This window comes from Streptomyces sp. NPDC001373 (assembly GCF_042895815.1).
Taxonomy (GTDB): Bacteria; Actinomycetota; Actinomycetes; order Streptomycetales; family Streptomycetaceae; genus Streptomyces.
Map to the genome: position 1 here is coordinate 83,286 of NZ_JBIAWQ010000017.1, position 15,433 is coordinate 98,718.

Annotated in this window: 14 protein-coding genes; 6 read left to right on the forward strand and 8 right to left on the reverse strand. The window is 74.6% G+C overall.

Going from position 1 to position 15,433, the window contains the following annotated elements; genetic code table 11:
* Positions 1 to 2: 2 nt before the first annotated feature.
* The 4 genes from ACFY15_RS29245 to ACFY15_RS29260 form a co-directional block, all read right to left on the reverse strand.
* Positions 3 to 1,229: a radical SAM protein gene (locus tag ACFY15_RS29245; RefSeq protein ID WP_390690711.1), complete on the reverse strand. Its 1,227-nt coding sequence runs from the start codon at positions 1,227 to 1,229 to the stop codon at positions 3 to 5.
* Between the two features lie 38 nt (positions 1,230 to 1,267).
* Positions 1,268 to 2,230: a DUF6895 family protein gene (locus ACFY15_RS29250; protein WP_390690682.1), complete on the reverse strand. Its 963-nt coding sequence runs from the start codon at positions 2,228 to 2,230 to the stop codon at positions 1,268 to 1,270.
* A gap of 31 nt (positions 2,231 to 2,261) precedes the next feature.
* Positions 2,262 to 3,473, reverse strand: a complete 1,212-nt coding sequence (locus ACFY15_RS29255) for a glycosyltransferase (protein ID WP_390690681.1) — start codon at positions 3,471 to 3,473, stop codon at positions 2,262 to 2,264.
* Positions 3,474 to 3,591: 118 nt separating this feature from the next.
* Positions 3,592 to 3,714, reverse strand: coding sequence for a hypothetical protein (locus tag ACFY15_RS29260; protein ID WP_344158603.1), 123 nt, complete (start codon positions 3,712 to 3,714; stop codon positions 3,592 to 3,594).
* Positions 3,715 to 4,010: 296 nt separating this feature from the next.
* Between ACFY15_RS29260 and ACFY15_RS29265 the strand changes: the two genes are divergently transcribed.
* From ACFY15_RS29265 to ACFY15_RS29290, 6 genes are read left to right on the forward strand one after another with little or no spacing between them, the layout of a single operon-like run.
* Positions 4,011 to 5,096: a radical SAM protein gene (locus tag ACFY15_RS29265; RefSeq protein WP_390690680.1), complete on the forward strand. Its 1,086-nt coding sequence runs from the start codon at positions 4,011 to 4,013 to the stop codon at positions 5,094 to 5,096.
* Positions 5,093 to 5,755, forward strand: a complete 663-nt coding sequence (locus ACFY15_RS29270) for a hypothetical protein (protein ID WP_390690679.1) — start codon at positions 5,093 to 5,095, stop codon at positions 5,753 to 5,755. Before ACFY15_RS29265 ends, ACFY15_RS29270 begins: the two co-directional genes overlap by 4 nt.
* A complete protein-coding gene (locus ACFY15_RS29275) occupies positions 5,752 to 5,976 on the forward strand; it encodes an aroma-sacti cluster domain-containing protein (protein ID WP_390690678.1) in 225 nt (74 codons plus the stop codon). The genes ACFY15_RS29270 and ACFY15_RS29275 overlap by 4 nt, the downstream gene beginning before the upstream one ends.
* Positions 5,977 to 6,030: 54 nt before the next feature.
* A complete protein-coding gene (locus tag ACFY15_RS29280) occupies positions 6,031 to 9,174 on the forward strand; it encodes an adenylate/guanylate cyclase domain-containing protein (protein WP_390690677.1) in 3,144 nt (1,047 codons plus the stop codon).
* Complete coding sequence (locus ACFY15_RS29285) at positions 9,171 to 10,004, forward strand: S8 family serine peptidase (protein WP_390690676.1); 834 nt, start codon at positions 9,171 to 9,173, stop codon at positions 10,002 to 10,004. The genes ACFY15_RS29280 and ACFY15_RS29285 overlap by 4 nt, the downstream gene beginning before the upstream one ends.
* Positions 10,005 to 10,029: 25 nt before the next feature.
* On the forward strand, positions 10,030 to 10,605 hold the full coding sequence (locus ACFY15_RS29290; RefSeq protein WP_390690675.1) for a GAF domain-containing protein: 576 nt from the start codon (positions 10,030 to 10,032) through the stop codon (positions 10,603 to 10,605).
* A 75-nt stretch (positions 10,606 to 10,680) separates the two neighbouring features.
* Here ACFY15_RS29290 and ACFY15_RS29295 read toward each other — a convergent pair whose 3' ends face one another.
* From ACFY15_RS29295 to ACFY15_RS29310, 4 genes are all read right to left on the reverse strand, one after another.
* Positions 10,681 to 11,088: an FKBP-type peptidyl-prolyl cis-trans isomerase gene (locus ACFY15_RS29295; RefSeq protein ID WP_390690674.1), complete on the reverse strand. Its 408-nt coding sequence runs from the start codon at positions 11,086 to 11,088 to the stop codon at positions 10,681 to 10,683.
* A gap of 300 nt (positions 11,089 to 11,388) precedes the next feature.
* Positions 11,389 to 13,449 (reverse strand): fructose-specific PTS transporter subunit EIIC, encoded by a 2,061-nt coding sequence (locus ACFY15_RS29300; protein ID WP_390690673.1) that lies wholly within the window; start codon positions 13,447 to 13,449, stop codon positions 11,389 to 11,391.
* A gap of 121 nt (positions 13,450 to 13,570) precedes the next feature.
* Positions 13,571 to 14,527: a 1-phosphofructokinase gene (gene pfkB, locus ACFY15_RS29305; protein WP_390690672.1), complete on the reverse strand. Its 957-nt coding sequence runs from the start codon at positions 14,525 to 14,527 to the stop codon at positions 13,571 to 13,573.
* Entirely contained in the window at positions 14,524 to 15,285 is a 762-nt protein-coding gene (locus tag ACFY15_RS29310; RefSeq protein WP_390690671.1) for a DeoR/GlpR family DNA-binding transcription regulator, read from the reverse strand. The genes pfkB and ACFY15_RS29310 overlap by 4 nt, the downstream gene beginning before the upstream one ends.
* Positions 15,286 to 15,433 lie beyond the last annotated feature (148 nt).

Here is a 15,433-nt window from a genome sequence, read left to right on the forward strand (position 1 = left end):
GACTACAGGCGCCCCGTCTCGTGCAGGTAGTCGAGCAGGGCCGTGTCGACGGAGTCGCGGAACCTCGCGAGCGTCCGCGCGTCCTCGTCGTAGCGGTAGAGGTCCTGGCAGGCGATCCAGCGGTCGCGGGTCTCCGCGCCCGGCCGGTAGCCGTCGGTGACCGTGCCGACCTCCCAGTCGGGCTTGCCCGCGGTCTCCCAGCAGCTGGCCAGGGTGCCGTCCGCGCTCACCACCGCGCCGTAGCGGCCGTCGGTGTGGCCGCAGGTGACGCACGTCTGGCGGGCGCCGGGCCGGCCCACGACGAAGCCGAGGTCGAGCGCCCGGCGCTGCCACCGGGTGAAGGCGGCCGGGAGTTCACCGGTGTGCAGCAGGCTGTTGGTGTAGCCGACGCCCACGTCGCCGATCCGCGCGAAGTACAGCGTGCACCGGGCGGGGTCGAGCGCGGCGGCGAGCCGGTCGATCAAAGCGTCCACGCCGTGGAAGGTCTCCTGGGAGACGTTCACCCGCAGCATCCACTGGAGCGACGTGGCCTCGGAGGCCTTGGCGATGTTGCCGACGATCTTGTCGAAGGTGGCGCCGCCGTCCGCCCGGCCGACCCGGATCCGGTCGTGGTCGGCGCGGTCGCCGTCGAAGGTCACCTGGACGGAGGCCAGCCCGCGGTCGGCGAGCTTGCGGGCGAGGGACGGGGTGAGCAGCGTGGCATTGGAGATCATCCAGGCCGAGGTCGGCGCGATCTCCGCAGCCCGCTCCAGCAGTTCCAGGCAGCCGCGCGGGTTGAGCAGGGGCTCCCCGCCGAAGAGCAGGATCTTCAGCTTGTCCAGGCCGACGGCGGCCATCTGCCGCTCGGTGAAGCCGAGGATGTCGGTGATGGTCTCCGAGGTGAGGCGGGTGCGGCCGATCCGGGGCGGCCGGCTGCCGCCGCCTTCGTCCTGGGCGGTGTTCTGGAAGCAGTACCCGCAGCCCAGGTTGCAGTGGGTGCTGGTGAGGACGGTCAGCGCGTAGGAGCCGATCCGGCCGGGGGTCAGCATGCCGGTCTCGTGCAGCCGTCGCTCCGCCTCGGGGCGCAGGCCCCCGTCGGCGGTGACGTGGCGGTCGCGGAGGCGGGCGACCCCGCCCGGACCCAGGAACCACCAGTTCCGCTCGCCCTTCAGCAGGCGGGCGCCGGAGGGCAGGGGCGCGGGGTTCCCGGCGGCCGTGTCCTGCCGTTCCGGGTCCGCGGCCGCTCCGATCCGTACGGGGAGGCCGATGCTCACTGCTTGGTCGATGCTCACAGGGTCTCCCGAAGGGCCGTTGCCGCCGTCAGGGCGGGCTCTTTGGTCCGGCCGCCGGTGACGACCAGCGTCATCAGCGCCACGACGAGGGTCACTTTGTAGGACTTTCGGAAGTACTCGACGGGCGTCGCGTCCGCCGGTACCCGCTCGGCGAGGGAGCGTCCGGGGATCGCTCCGTCAGGGGCCTGGGCCGCGACGAGCATCCGCAGGCCGGCCGTGCCGGAGGGCGTGCGCAGCGGATCCGCGCCCAGGGCGTACTGGGCGAGCAGCAGCTTCGGCACGACGTCCCAGTCGCCGAGTCCCACGCAGTGGTCCGTCAGGCGTTCCACCACGCGCAGGGCCCGTACCCGCTCCTCCTCGGACAGGAGGAGGTCGCGCAGGCCGAAGTCGCCGAGGTAGAAGAGGGTGTGCGCGACCTTGCAGGCGTCCAGGTCGGCCACGGGCAGCGTGGCGGCGCGGGGGAGCGGACTCGCCTCGTACAGCTCCTCGTACGGGGCGAACCGGTGCGGCGCGCGCGCGAGATCGGCGTAGTACCGGGCCTCCAGGTGCAGGAACGGATCCTTCCGGCCCGGCGTCAGGTAGTCCTCCGCCGCCAGCCGGGCCAGCAGGGCACGGGGCGCGCCGGTGGTGGCGCCGGCCGGCGCCAGCGCCGCGTACATGAGCTGGAACTGCCGTGCGTGCACACCCGCGAGGCCGAGGAGCCGGGGGAAGTCGGGGCGCTGCCACACCTGTTCCACGACCCCGCTCACCTCGGCGAGGGCGGGGTCCGCGGGCGCGCACTCCTCCCAGTGGCGGCGGAGCAACCCGAGCTGCAGGAGCGCCTTCGCGCGCGGGATCTCCGGCAGTTCGGCGTGTGCGGCCGGGGTGTCGAGGTAGGCCGCGTTGAGCCGTATCCACCGCCGCGCGCCCGCCGCCAGGCTGGTCACGGCCTCGTCCAGGCCTACTGGTCGCGTACTCATGGTTCTCCTTTGACGAAGCGGGCGCCGAGGCCTAGGCGGGGGAGGCGACGGTGGCGCGGGCCGTGGGCGGGGCGGGTGCCGGGGGAGCGGTGGACGCCCCGGCCACCCGCTCGACGGCGTCGGCCGCGCGCGCCGCGCTGTCCATCGCGGCCAGCCGGCTGCCCAGCACGTGGGCGCGGGCCCGCAGGCCGGCGTCCTGCCACGCGGACTCCAGGAGCGCCGAAGCCCCCGCGGCCGGGCTCTTCGGGACGTGCACGGCCACGCCGGCCCGCAGGCAGGCGCCGGTCAGCAGGGGCTGCTCGGAGCCGTTGGGTGACAGCGCGAGGGGCCGGCCGCGAAGGAGCGCGGCCAGCACGGGCGCGGAGGTGCCGCTGCTCAGCACGAGGCCGGCGCGGTCGACGAGCGGTCCCATCCAGGGCTTGCGGACCAGCAGGATGTCGGTGCCCGGGGCGGGCTGCGGATCAGTGGAGCGGCCCTGCTCGACCACGGCCTGGAACCGGCCGCCCGTGAAGACCTCGTTGAGCCGCGGCCACAGGTTCGTGCCCTCGAAGAAGCGGCCGAGATGGACGTAGACGACGGGCTTCCCGGACCGCGACAGGTGGTCGTCGATCGCCTCGACCTCCGCCGGGTCGGGCGTCGGCTCCCAGGCCAGCGGCCCGACGTGCCGGATCCGCTCCGGCAGCCGCGCACCCGGATACTCCAGCTCCGGATCCCCGCGCAGCAACAGCGCGTCGCCCAGCAGCGGTTCGTCCCCCCAGCGGGAGGCACGTCCCGCCAGACCGGCCTCCTCCCGGAGGTCGGTGTAGAGCCCCAGGCAGCCCTCGGTCCGGCTCCGCCGGGTCCGGCCCAGGTGCGGCTCGTCGTCGCCGCCGGACCGGTAGTCCCACAGGTGCGCCGCGAGCCCGACCACCACGACCGGGATGTCCAGCGCCTCGGCGGCGAGCAGGGCGCCGTTGCAGAGCACGGAGGTGACCAGCAGGTCGGCCCCGGTCTCGCGGGCCGCGCGTACGGTCGCCCGGTACTGCGCCGCGCCGTGCGGCCCCCACCACGTGGCGGAGAACGCCCGGTGGCCGCCGTACTCCTCCGCCGGCGCGAACGGCAGCCCGGCATCGGCGGCGACGACCGCCGCGGTGGACCGGCCCAGCACGCTGACGTCGTGGCCCCGGCGCCGTAGTTCGCGGCCGGCCGCGATCGCCGGGTAGAGGTAGCCGCCGTCACTGAGCGGGCAGAGAAGGATCTTCATGGTGTGCCGCTCCTCGGTGTGGCGGTCCGGGTGCCGGGGTGGCCGCGGGCCCCCGACCCTGGGCAGGATCTGCCGAGAGCCGGGGGCCCGCGCGGTGCTCAGCCTCGATGCGGCGATGTCACATCTCGTGCGAGTTGTTGATGACGCAGCCGCCACCGTCGGAGATGCCGTCCTCGCTGTGGGCGACGACCTCGATGTCCTCGTTCTCGGTCTCGGCCTCGGGGTTGATGTTCTCGCTCATGTTCTTCTCCTTTTGTTTTGCCGGCGTCGTTCCGCCGTCTGAGAAGAAAATTACGGACCCCGGGTACGGGAACGCCTGGCCACCGGTTCGGCACCGGTATACGCCGAGCTCACGGACGCGGTACGCCCCCCAATCCCCACCGCACTCCCCGCCACACCCCGGCGTCCGGCCGCTCTGACCTGCGGATGAACCGATCACCAGGCGTTCGTGAACCGGAAACCTGCCGCCCCCGGGCACGATCCGGGCCATGCACGCGCGCGACCCGGGCGCGCGGTACGAGCTATGGAGGAAGAGACGTGGAGCTCGCGGAGCTCATCGGCCTGCGGCCGGTGCCCTGTGGCGGACTGCTGGTGGCGCTCACCCGCCGCTGCCCCATGAGCTGCGCGCACTGCTCCACCGACTCCTCCATGGCCGTCTCCGGCCAGCCCGACCCGGAAGACCTCCTGCGCTTCATCGACTCGTTCGGTGCCGGGGACCGCCCCGAGGTGGTCATGCTGACCGGCGGCGAACCGCTGCTGCTGCCGGAACTCGCCGCCCGCCTGGCCGGCCTCGCCCGCGCCGCGGGCTCCCGGGTGGCGCTGGTCAGCGGGATGTTCTTCGCCCGTGACGGACGAATCCCCGACCGGATCATGCGGGCGATCACGGCCCTCGACCACTTCTCGGCCAGCATGGACGTCCACCACGAGCGCGAGGTCCCGCGCGCGGACGTGCTGCGCGCCCTGCGGGCCGTGCTCGACGCCGGGATCCCGGCCAGCGTCCACCTCACCGGCACCGGACCCGACGACCCGTACCTGGCGGAAACCGTCGCGGACGTCCGGCGCGCCTTCGCCGGCCGGGTGCCCCTGCTCGTCAACGAGATCCGGCCGCTCGGCCGCGCCGCGGGCCTCGCCCGGGCCACACCGGCCGGACCGGACGGCTCCATGGCGGCGCCGTGCACCCTCGCCGCCTGGCCGGTCGTCGCCTTCGACGGGACCGTGGCCGCCTGCTGCAACCAGTGGACGGTCGACCGCCGCCCCGTTCCCCCGCACCTGCGCCTCGGACACATCGCCGACGACGACTGGCAGACCGTCCGCGCACGCTCCCTCGGCTCCCCGGTGCTGCGGATGCTGCGCTCCGTCGGCCCCCGCCGGCTGCACGCCCGCTACGGGACCGAGCCCGCCCCGGCCGGCTACTGCCGCAGCTGCCACGCCCTCGCCGACCGCCCCGAGGTCCTCGCGGGAGCGGCACGCGACGCAGTCGGCCGGGTCGGCGAACTCCTCGACCGGCTCGGCGCCCAGCAGCAGCTCGCCGCCGGACCCGCCGCCCTGGTGAGCCGCATGGGCTGCGCCCGCTACGCGCACCTGGTCGAGACGCTTCCCGCAGAGGAGGAGGGCTCCCGATGACCGCCACCGCGTCCCTCGCGCTCAGAACCAAGCTCACGCCCACCACCACCGCCCTGAGGGCCGCGACCGCGGCCCTCTGGCGACCGGACGGACTGCGGCAGCGGTACCTGCGCTACCTGGCCGCCATGCACCCGCTCGTCCGGGCCTCGGTGCCCCTGCTGGAGCGGGCCGCCGAGCGGTGCGCCGACCTGGACGACCCGGCCGCGCCGGCCCTCGCGGCGTACTGCGCCCGCCACGCCGAGGAAGAGCGCGACCACGACACCTGGCTGCTGGAGGACCTCGCCGCCGCCGGTGCCCGGCCGGCCGCCGTCCCGCACCCCGTCGTCGTCGAACTCGCCGGGGCGCAGTACTACCGGATCGAGCACGAGCACCCCATCGCCCTGCTCGGGTACATCGCGGTCCTGGAGGGCAACGCCCCGGGTCCCCGGCTCGCCGACCGCCTCGCCGAGGCCACCGGGCTGCCCGGCGCGGCGTTCCGCACCCTCAGGGAACACGCCGAGCTCGACGGCGGCCACCTCGACGACCTCCACCGGGTCCTCGACCGGCTCGCGCCGGCCCCGGACCGCCAGACCGCCGTCTCCGTCAGCGCGCTGCACACGGCGAACCTGCTCACCCGCCTCTTCCTCTCCCTCGCCGCCGACCCCGGAGGACACCCGTGACCGAGCACACCGAGCCGTACGACGGCACCCCCGAGCCCACCCTGGAGGCGCTGGCCGCCGCCGGCTTCGACCTCGACGCCCTCAGCGAGGAGCAGCACGAGGTCCTGCGCACCCTGGCCCCCGAGGAACTGGCCCTGCTCGTCGACATCAGGGGGCGGCTCGACGCGGCGGCACCCGAGGTGCAGGCCCATGCCGACGTGGCCGGCGGCGCCCTCTTCTGACCCCGGCGCCCCAACGCCCGCCGCCCCGCCGTCCCCCGTCGACCGGAGGAATCCATGTCCTGCGCCTCCTGCCGGAGCGAACTGCCGCCCGACGCCCGGTTCTGCCCCTTCTGCGGCAGCCCGTGCGCCCCCGGGCCGGTCACGGCCAGGCCGACCGGCCGCAAGGTGGTGACCGTTCTCTTCTGCGACCTGGTGGGTTCCACGGCGCTCTCCGGAGCACTGGACGCGGAGATCCTGCGCTCGGTGACGCTCCGCTGGTTCGACCTCATGAGGCTGCGGATCGAGGAGCAGGGCGGCACCGTGGAGAAGTTCATCGGGGACGCCGTGATGGCCGTCTTCGGCGTGCCGGCCGTCCGGGAGGACGACGCCCGCCGGGCGGTCGCCGCCGCCCTGGCCATGCGGGAGGCGCTCGCCGGACTCAACGCCCGGCTGGAACAGGGCGTCGGCGTGCGGCTGGAGATGCGCATCGGTCTGAACACCGGTCAGGCGGTGACCGGTTCGGCGACCCTGCGGCAGGCGATGGTCTCCGGCGAGGTGGTCAACGTCGCCGCGCGCCTGGAACAGAACGCCGTCGCCGGGGAGATCCTCATCGGACCGGACACCCTGGCGGCCGCCGGACCGGGCGTCCGGACGACGGAGACCGGACCGCTGCTGCTCAAGGGCAAGAGCGACCGGGTCGCCGCCCACCGCCTGCTCGGCCTGGACGAGGACGAGGGCCCGGAGGCGCTGCGCCGCTTCGACCTCGCCTTCGTCGGCCGGACAGGCGAACTCGCCTCGCTCGACCGGGTGTTGGACCGGGTGGCGCGGACCCGGCGGGCCGACCGCATGGTGGTCTCCGGCGAGGCGGGCCAGGGCAAGACCAGACTCGTGCGGGAATGGCTGCACCGGACCGCGGCCACCGCCGGCGGCCCGCGCCACGGAGTCGGGCGCTGCCGGGCCCGGGGCGAACAGCCCAGCCTCGGACCGCTCGCCGACGCCGTGGCCGACCTGCTGCGGGCCGGCGGCGAGCCCCTGCCGTCGCCCGGACCGGACCTGCTCCACCAGGGCCTGCTCCTGGACGGAACGCCCCACCCGTCGCCCGTGGACACCTGCGCCGCGCTCGCCAAGGTCCTCGCCGGCCTCTCCGCAGCGCAGCCCGTCGTCCTGGTGATCGACGACTGCCACTGGGCCGCGCAACCCCTCTTCGACGCCCTCGACCGGCTGCTGCGGGCCCTCGCCGACGCGGCCGTCCTGATCGTCCTGCTCACCCGCCCCCAACTGTTCGACGTACGGGCCGAGCTGGCCCTGGACACCGTGCCGCTCGGCGGTCTCTCCGACGCCGAGGCACAGCTCCTCGCGGCAGAGCTGACCGGGGGCACGGCGGACGCAGAGCCGCTCGGCCCCCGGGTCCTGGCACGGGTGGGCGGAAACCCGCTGCACCTGGAACAGCTGCTCGTGGCGGGCGACCCCGTCGACGCCGACAGCGTCCCGCTCCCGCTCCAGGCCCTGATCGGCGCCCGCATCGACGCGCTCGACCCGCCCGAACACCGGGCCCTGGGCCTGGCGTCCGTGCTGGGCGGCGACTTCACCGCCGAAGAGCTCACGGCGCTCGCCGGGGATCCCGCGCCCGAGTGGACCGGGTCCGGGCTGCGCCCCCTGCTGTACCGGCTGGTCCGGCACCGCCTGATCAGGCCGGACGGCGGGGCGTTCCGCTTCGCCGGAGGGCTGATCCAGGAGGTCGTCTACGCCAGCCAGTCCAAGCAGGACCGGGCCGACCGGCACGAACGGGCGGCCCGACTGGACTCGGTCCGCGGGCGGGGCCCCGCGGCGGTCGGCGGCCATCTGGAACAGGCGTACCGCTACCGGGCCGAACTGGGCGCCCAGGACGCGCACACCGACGGGCTGCGCCGGGACGCCGCCGACGCGCTCGCCGAGGCCGGGCGGCTGGCCCTGGCCCATGCCGACCCCGTGTGGGCGGCCGACGTGCTGTCCCGGGCCACGGCCCGCTACGCGGCGGGCGAGCCGGGGAGCACCGTCGCACGCCGGCGGCTCGGCCAGACCCTGCTGGACCTGGGGCGCGGCACCGAGGGCCGGGCGCTGCTCGAAGAGGTGCTGGCCGAGGCCCGCTCCGGCGGCGGGGACGCGGTGGAGGCCGCGCACGCCCGCCTCGCCCTGGCCTCCGCCGGCCGGTCCGCGGGACCGGACGGGTCGCCGGCGGAGGCCGCCGACGCCACCCTGCCGGTCTTCGCGGCGGCCGGCGACGACCTCGGCCAGGCCAGGGCCTGCCTGCGGCTCGCCCAGCGCGCCCAGGAACAGGGCCGGCACCGGGAGGCGGAGCGTCTGCTCGCCCGGACGCTGGACCACGCGGTCCGCGCCGACGCCGAACCGGAGCGGGCCGCGGCCCTCGGCGCGACGGGGGTCTCGCTCTGGCGCGGCCCCCAGCCGGTCGCCGACGCGGTCGCCCGGTGCCGCGGGCTCCTCGCCGAGCAGGGGGCCGGCCGCCGGGCGGTCCGGCTGACGCTCAACTGCCCGCTGGCGGTCGTGCTGGCCCTCCACGACGACCGCGACGGGGCCCTGGCCTGCCTCGCGGAGGCGGAGCGCCTCGCGAAGAGGCTCGGCTACGCCGAGGCCGACGCCTTCCTGCCGATCTTCACCGCGACCGTGGCCGACCTGACCGGCCGCCGGGACGAGGCGCTCCTGAGCCTGGAGCGTGCCGCGGCCACCGCACGCGACCTGGGCGCCGGGGCGCTGCTGCGCAGTGCCCTGCTGGACACCGCCCGCATCCGCCTGGACCTCGGCGACTGGCGCACCGCCCGCGACACCCTCGCCGAACTGGAGGGGGAAGGGGAGGGGGCGCGGCCGGCCCGGCCGCGGGCCGAGTCGGCGGACCTCGACGGCCTGCGGGCCCGGATCGCCGCCGCGCAGGGGCAGGCCGGGACCGCCGGCCGGCTGGCCGCCCGGGCGCTCGCCACCGCCGCCCGCACCGACTCGCCCGTGGTCCAGGGAACCGCCGCCCTCGACCTCGCCCGCACCGCGCTCGCGCTGGGCCGCCCGGCCGACGCGGAGGCGGCGGCCCAGCGCGCTCGCCGGCACTTCGCGGCGAAGGGGCACCTCCCCGCCGTACGCCAGGCCGAGGACCTGGTCTCCCGCTGCCGCGCGCCCGGGCACGGACCCGCCATCGGACGACTCACCGCAGTCGGAAAGGAAGCACCACGATGACCACCGCCCAGCAAGTGGCGCCCGCACTCACCTGGGGCCTGCGCGGCAGGGGCCCCGCAGACGTCCCCGTGGAGGCCGACGGCCCGCCGGACCCGCCCGAGAGGGGTCTCCTCGGAGGCACCGGACGCGGCGTACGCGTCTGCGTGGTCGATTCGGGCGTCGAACGGGACCATCCGATGGTCGGCCCGGTCGCCCAGTCGTGGCGGGTCTTCAAGGACGGCGACGGGGTCCATGTCGAGGAGACCGAGGAGGGGGACGCCTGCGGACACGGCACCGCCTGCGCCGGGATCATCCGGCGCACCGCGCCGGACTGCGAGCTGTCCAGCGTCCGGGTGCTCGGCGACCGGTTCTCCGGCAGCGGGGACGTCCTGCTCGAAGGGATCCGGTGGGCCGTGCGCCAGCGGTTCGACGTGGTGAACCTGAGCCTGTCCACCACCCACGAGCGCTTCGTGGACGAGCTGCGCCGACTGGCCGACGAGGCGTACTTCCAGCAGACCGTGATCGTCGCCTCCGCGCACAACACGCGTGTGGAGAGCTTCCCCTGGCGCTTCTCCTCGGTGATCTCGGTCGGCAGCCACCAGGAGGACGACCCGGACCTCCACCTCTACAACCCCGAGCCCCCGGTGGAGTTCTTCGCCCCCGGCCAGAAGGTCCAGGTGGCGTGGCTCGGCGGCACGTCGATCCGCAGCTCCGGCAACAGCTACGCCACCCCGTTCATCGCGGGGCTCTGCGCGCGGATCCTGTCGAGCAGCCCCCGGCTGACGCCGTTCCAGCTGAAGAACGCCCTGTACCTGTCCGCAGCCAACGTCCGTGTCCACGGGCGCCGGTAAGCCCCGGCGCCGGAAGGGAAGCCCCATGACCCAGACGATCTCCCCCGCCGTGTCCGCAGCACCCCGGCCGGATCCGGCCGTGGCCGAGCTCCTGCGGTCGGTGGTGGACACCGCGCGCGCCATCTTCGGCGCACAGGCGAGCTCCATCCTGCTCCTCGATGCGGACGAGCTCGTCTTCGAGGCCGTCTCCGGACAGGGACAGGAGTTCCTGGTGGGACGCCGGTTCCCGGCGGGCCGGGGGATCGCCGGGTGGGTCGCCGCCTCGGGGGAGCCGATGGTGGTCGACGACCTGCGCGACAGCGCCTCCTTCGACCGCGACATCGCCGAGTCCACCGGCTACGTCCCGAACGCGCTCATGGCCGCCCCGCTCGTCCGCGGGGACCGGGTCCTCGGTGTCCTGGAGGTGCTCGACCCGTCCCCCCAGTCCCGCTCGGGCCTGCCGGAACTCGACCTGCTGGGCCTCTTCGCCCGCCAGGCGGCGGTCGCCCTGCACGTCCTGACCACCCACACCCCCCGTCCGGCCCCGGAAGCCCCGCAGGACCCGTCGCGCACCGAACTCCTGCGCCTGCTCTCGGAAGCCCGCCGCGTCCTCGGCGACTGACCGGCACCTCCCGCGAGCGACGGCGCCCGGCCGGGGCCCGTCAGGCGCCGTTCGCGGCCGGACACCCGGCCGGGCTCACCGGTCCCCGCTCCACCCGGCCGTACCGGAGTACGAGTCGACGAGATCCACCACGAAGACCAGGGTCGACCCCGCCGGGATCAACGGCGAGGGCGACTGCTTCCCGTAGCCCAGACGCGGGGGAACGACGATCTCGCGCCGACCGCCGACCCGCATCCCCCTCACGCCCCGGTCCCAGCCCCTGATGACCTTGCCGCCGCCCAGCGCGAACTTGTACGGCTCGCCCCGCTCCCAGGAGGAGTCGAACTCCTTCCCGGTCTCGAAGGTCACCCCGACGTAGTGGACCTTGACCACCATGCCCGCCTTCACCTCGGGCCCGTCCCCGACGACGAGGTCCCGGACCGTCAGCTCCTGCGGAGCACCACCCTGCGGAACCTCGACCTCGGGCTTCGTCGCTCCACCCATCGCACCTCACCACTCTCCACCGGAATCCCACGGACGGCCCGGCCCCACCCGGACCCCGGGAACCCCGGACCGCCCGCAGCACATCCAACCCCATGGGACACGGCACGGCGCGGCCGGAGGCACCTCCGACCCGACGCAGCCGCCTCCACTGCCGCGGCCGAGGGCTTTGGTGTGGCCGGCCGGGCAGGTGACGTGGAACGCCTTCGGCGTCCACCACAAGCGCCGGGCAGGCCCCTGACCCGGCCGCCCGGTCCCACCGGGCGGCCGGGTCACCCCGGAGGCATCCCACGGCCCGTCGGGTCAGACGGCGGCCGGCTGCTGCGCGGCAGGGGAGGAGGCGGCGGAGGGCGCCGGGGCGGCGGACGTCCGCATTCCCTTGAGCAGCACCACCACCGCCGTGGTGACCACCGTGCCCGCCGCGACCGCGACCAGGTAGAGGAACGGGCTGCCGATCAGGGGGAGCACCCAGATCCCGCCGTGCGGGGCACGCAGGGTGGAGCCGAAGGCCATCGCCAGACCACCGGCGGTCATGCTCCCGGTGATGCCCGCCGGGATGACCCGCAGCGGGTCGGCTGCCGCGAACGGGATCGCGCCCTCGGTGATGAACGAGGCGCCGAGAACCCAGGCTGCCTTCCCGTTCTCCCGCTCCTCGGGGGTGAACAGCCTGCGCCGGACGACGGTCGCCAGGGCCAAGCCCAGCGGCGGGGTCATGCCGGCGGCCATCACGGCAGCCATCACCTTGAGGCTGCCGGCGTCCGGGGTGGTACCCGCGGTGGTGAGCACACCGGCCGCGAAGGTGTAGGCGACCTTGTTGAGCGGACCTCCCATGTCGAAGGCCATCATCGCGCCGAGCAGCACGCCGAGCAGGATCGCGTTGGAGCCGGAGAGGCCGTTCAGCCAGTCGGTCAGGCCGTTCATCGCCGAGGCGATCGGCGAGCCGACCACCACGAACATCAGGAAGCCGACCGCCGCCACCGACAGCAGCGGGATCACCACGACCGGCATGATGCCCTTGATCGCCCGGGGCACGTTCCAGCGGATCATCCACAGCACCAGGAAGCCCGCGGCCAGGCCTGACACGATGCCGCCGAGGAAGCCCGCGCCGACCGCCACCGAGGCGGCACCGCCGGCGATGCCTGCGGCCAGTGCCGCCCGGTCCGCGATCGCCCAGGCGACGTACCCGGAGAGGACGGGGACCAGGAAGCCGAAGGAGGTCTTGCCGGTCTGGAACAGCATCGCCGCCCAGCTGTGCGAGGAGGTCCAGTCGAAGTGGCCCAGTACGGACGGCGCGGAGGCGATCTGGTAGCCGCCTGTCGCGAAGGCGAGCGCGATCAGCAGTCCGCCGGCCGCGACGAACGGGATCATGTAGCTGACGCCCGTCATCAGGTACGTGCGCAGCCGCTGCGCCCAGTGCTCGCCCGCAGGCGCGCTCGGCGCGGCGACCGTGGTGCCGGCGGTACGCGCGCCGCCGCCGGCCTCGGTGACCATTCCGGCGGCCTGCGCGACCAGGTCGTCGGCACGGTTGACCCCGGCCTTGACGCCCACGTCCACGGTCGGCTTGCCGGCGAAGCGGGCCCGGTCCCGTATCTCCACGTCATGGGCGAAGATCACCGCGTCGGCTGCCGCGATGACCTCGGGGTCGAGCGGCGTCGTCCCGGCCGACCCCTGGGTCTCGACCTGGATCCGCGCCCCCGCCCGGGCGGCGGCCAGTTCCAGGGCCTTGGCAGCCATGTACGTGTGGGCGATGCCGGTCGGGCAGGAGGTCACCGCGACGAGCCGCAGCCCGCCGTCGGAGGCGGCCGTCTCCGGAACGGCGGCCGTCTCCGGAACGGCGGCCGTCCTCAGGGCCGTGACAGCCTCCGAAGCCTCGGCTGTCTCCGGAACGGCGGCCTGCGCCTCCTCGCCGTTGATCCGCGCCGCGACCGCGCTCGGGCTCTCGGCGTCGCGCAGGGCGCCGGTGAAGGCGGGGTCCATGAGGCGGCGGGCCAGCGCGGCGAGGATCTGCAGATGAGTGTCGTCCGCACCGGCCGGAGCCGCGATCATGAAGATCAGGTCGGCGGGCCGTCCGTCCGGGGCGTCGAAGTCCACACCCCGGGCACTGCGGCCGAAGGCCAGGCTCGGCTGCGTGACGTGGGGCGATCGGCAGTGCGGAATGCCGATTCCGTCACCCATCCCGGTCGGGGCCTGGGCCTCCCGGGCGGCGACGTCGGCGAGGAAGCCGTCGAGGTCGGTGACCCGGCCCTCGGCGACCAGCCGCTGGGCGAGGACGCGGAGGGCTTCGTTCTTGTCCTCGGGGGCGAGGTAGAGATCGACGAGTGCGGGTGTGATCAGCCCGCTGGTCTCGCTCATCGTGTCGGTCATCGTGTCGATCCTTCGACTGGTTCCTGACAGTGTCCCTTGCCCCCGGGAATCGGTGCCCTTCCGTCCCACACGGTCGGGCGTGCTGCCTCTCGAGAACGACGCCGTCCTCAGGAGGTCGTTCTCAACCGCGGAGCGGTCGGTCGAGCGGGAGGTCCGCCGTCACGACCACCGCGGCCGGGTCCAGATGGGCCGGGGTCGGCATGACGCTCCCCGGCAGTTGCACAGCGGCGGCGCCGTGCGCCAGGGCCGCCACGAGGGCCTCGGGACCGGTGCCGCCGGCGCCGAGGAAGCCCGCGAGCGAGGCGTCGCCGGCTCCCACGTCGCTGCGGACGGCGGCGACCGGTGCGCTGCCGTACCAGCTTTCCTCGGCTACGAGCAGCATCCCGTCCGCACCGAGGCTGGCGAGGACCTGCCGGGCGCCGCGCTCGCGCAGCTCCCCGGCCGCGTCCACGGCGTCGCCGACGGTGCGGACCGGGCGGCCCACGGCCTCCGCGAGTTCCTCCCGGTTGGGCTTGACCACGTCGGGGCGGGCCGAGAGCGCGGCCAGCAGCGCGGGACCGGAAGTGTCGAGGGCGATCCGGGCGCCACCCGAGTGCACCTGGGCGACCACTTCCGCGTACCACTCGGGTGCGAGACCGCGCGGCAGGCTGCCGCAGCAGGCGAGCCACTGCACGTCGCTTCCGGTTCCCTGTCCGGTCTTCTGGGCGTCGCGGACGAGCGCAAGCAGCGCGGCCGACTCGGCGGCGCTGAGTTCGGGGCCCACGGCGTTGATCTTCGTGAGGCTGCCGCCGTCCTCGGCGATCGAGACGTTGATCCGGGTGTCGCCCGAGATCGCGACCGCCGCGACGTCGATGCCCTGGCGGCGCAACAGGTCGGCGAGTAGTTGCCCGGAGGGGCCGCCCAGGGGAAGGACCGCGCTGGTGCGGTGGCCGGCGGCCGTGAGCGCGCGGGCGACGTTGACGCCCTTGCCGCCCGGATCGAGCCGGTCGTGCGAGGCCCGGTTGACTTCGCCCGGGACGAGGGCTCCCAGTTCGTAGGTGCGATCGAGGCTGGGGTTCGGGGTGATGGTGACGATCATGCGCGGATGACTTCCGGTCCGTGGTTCTCGATCCCGGCGGCCTGCTCGTCGGTCAGCCCGGTGTCCGTGACCAGCACGTCCACCTGGTCCAGCGAGCCGAAGCGGGCGAAGTGGCGGGCGCCGTACTTGGAGGAGTCGGCCACCAGGACGACGCGCCGGGCACCGGTGAGCATGGCCCGTTTCACGGCTGCCTCGGCGAGGTCCGGCGTCGAGAGGCCGCCCTCCGGGGAGAAGCCGTTGGTGGCGATCACCGCCACGTCCGCGTGGACGTCCGCCAGGTCGCGCAGCGCCCACGCGTCGACGGCGGCCTGGGTGCGGTGGCGCAGCCGGCCGCCCACCAGGTGGAGGGTGAGCCCGGGGTGGTCGGCCAGCCGGGCGGCGACCGGGAGCGCGTTGGTGACGACGGTGAGCCTGCAGTCGGCGGGCAGCAGGCCGGCCAGCCGGGAGACGGTCGTCCCGGCGTCAAGGATCACGCTGCCCTCTGCGGGCAGCAGGTCGAGGGCCGCCCTGGCGATGCGTTCCTTCTCGGTCGCGGCCGTGGAGTCCCGTTCGGCCAGGCCGGGCTCCAGGTGCAGCGCGCCGGCGGGCAGCGCGCCGCCGTGCACCCGGTGCAGCAGACCGGCCCGGTCGAGGGCGCTCAGGTCACGCCGGATGGTCTCCTGCGTGACGCCGAAGTCCTCGGCGAGTGTCGGCACATCCACCCTGCCCTGCTTCTGCGCGAGGCGGAGGATCTCTTGCTGCCGCTCGGGTGCGTACATGTGGGATTGGGTCCGTTTCATGTCTGTTCGCGCTTGCTTCAGGCCGACCATACGCCCTCCGACCGAAAAAGCAAGAGGTCGTACGGGCTGTGCGCTCCTCTTTGATTTTGCCCGAATGTGTTGACATCGCTCGACGATCGGACGTAGA

Excerpts from the sequence above, each read along its gene's own strand:
- ACFY15_RS29250 (WP_390690682.1), bottom strand. The coding sequence starts at position 2,230 with ATGAGTACGCGACCAGTAGGCCTGGACGAGGCCGTGACCAGCCTGGCG.
- ACFY15_RS29255 (WP_390690681.1), bottom strand. The coding sequence starts at position 3,473 with ATGAAGATCCTTCTCTGCCCGCTCAGTGACGGCGGCTACCTCTACCCG.
- ACFY15_RS29260 (WP_344158603.1), bottom strand. The coding sequence starts at position 3,714 with ATGAGCGAGAACATCAACCCCGAGGCCGAGACCGAGAACGAGGACATC.
- ACFY15_RS29270 (WP_390690679.1), top strand. The coding sequence starts at position 5,093 with ATGACCGCCACCGCGTCCCTCGCGCTCAGAACCAAGCTCACGCCCACC.
- ACFY15_RS29280 (WP_390690677.1), top strand. The coding sequence starts at position 6,031 with ATGTCCTGCGCCTCCTGCCGGAGCGAACTGCCGCCCGACGCCCGGTTC.
- ACFY15_RS29285 (WP_390690676.1), top strand. The coding sequence starts at position 9,171 with ATGACCACCGCCCAGCAAGTGGCGCCCGCACTCACCTGGGGCCTGCGC.
- ACFY15_RS29290 (WP_390690675.1), top strand. The coding sequence starts at position 10,030 with ATGACCCAGACGATCTCCCCCGCCGTGTCCGCAGCACCCCGGCCGGAT.
- ACFY15_RS29295 (WP_390690674.1), bottom strand. The coding sequence starts at position 11,088 with ATGGGTGGAGCGACGAAGCCCGAGGTCGAGGTTCCGCAGGGTGGTGCT.
- ACFY15_RS29300 (WP_390690673.1), bottom strand. The coding sequence starts at position 13,449 with ATGACCGACACGATGAGCGAGACCAGCGGGCTGATCACACCCGCACTC.
- pfkB (WP_390690672.1), bottom strand. The coding sequence starts at position 14,527 with ATGATCGTCACCATCACCCCGAACCCCAGCCTCGATCGCACCTACGAA.
- ACFY15_RS29310 (WP_390690671.1), bottom strand. The coding sequence starts at position 15,285 with ATGTACGCACCCGAGCGGCAGCAAGAGATCCTCCGCCTCGCGCAGAAG.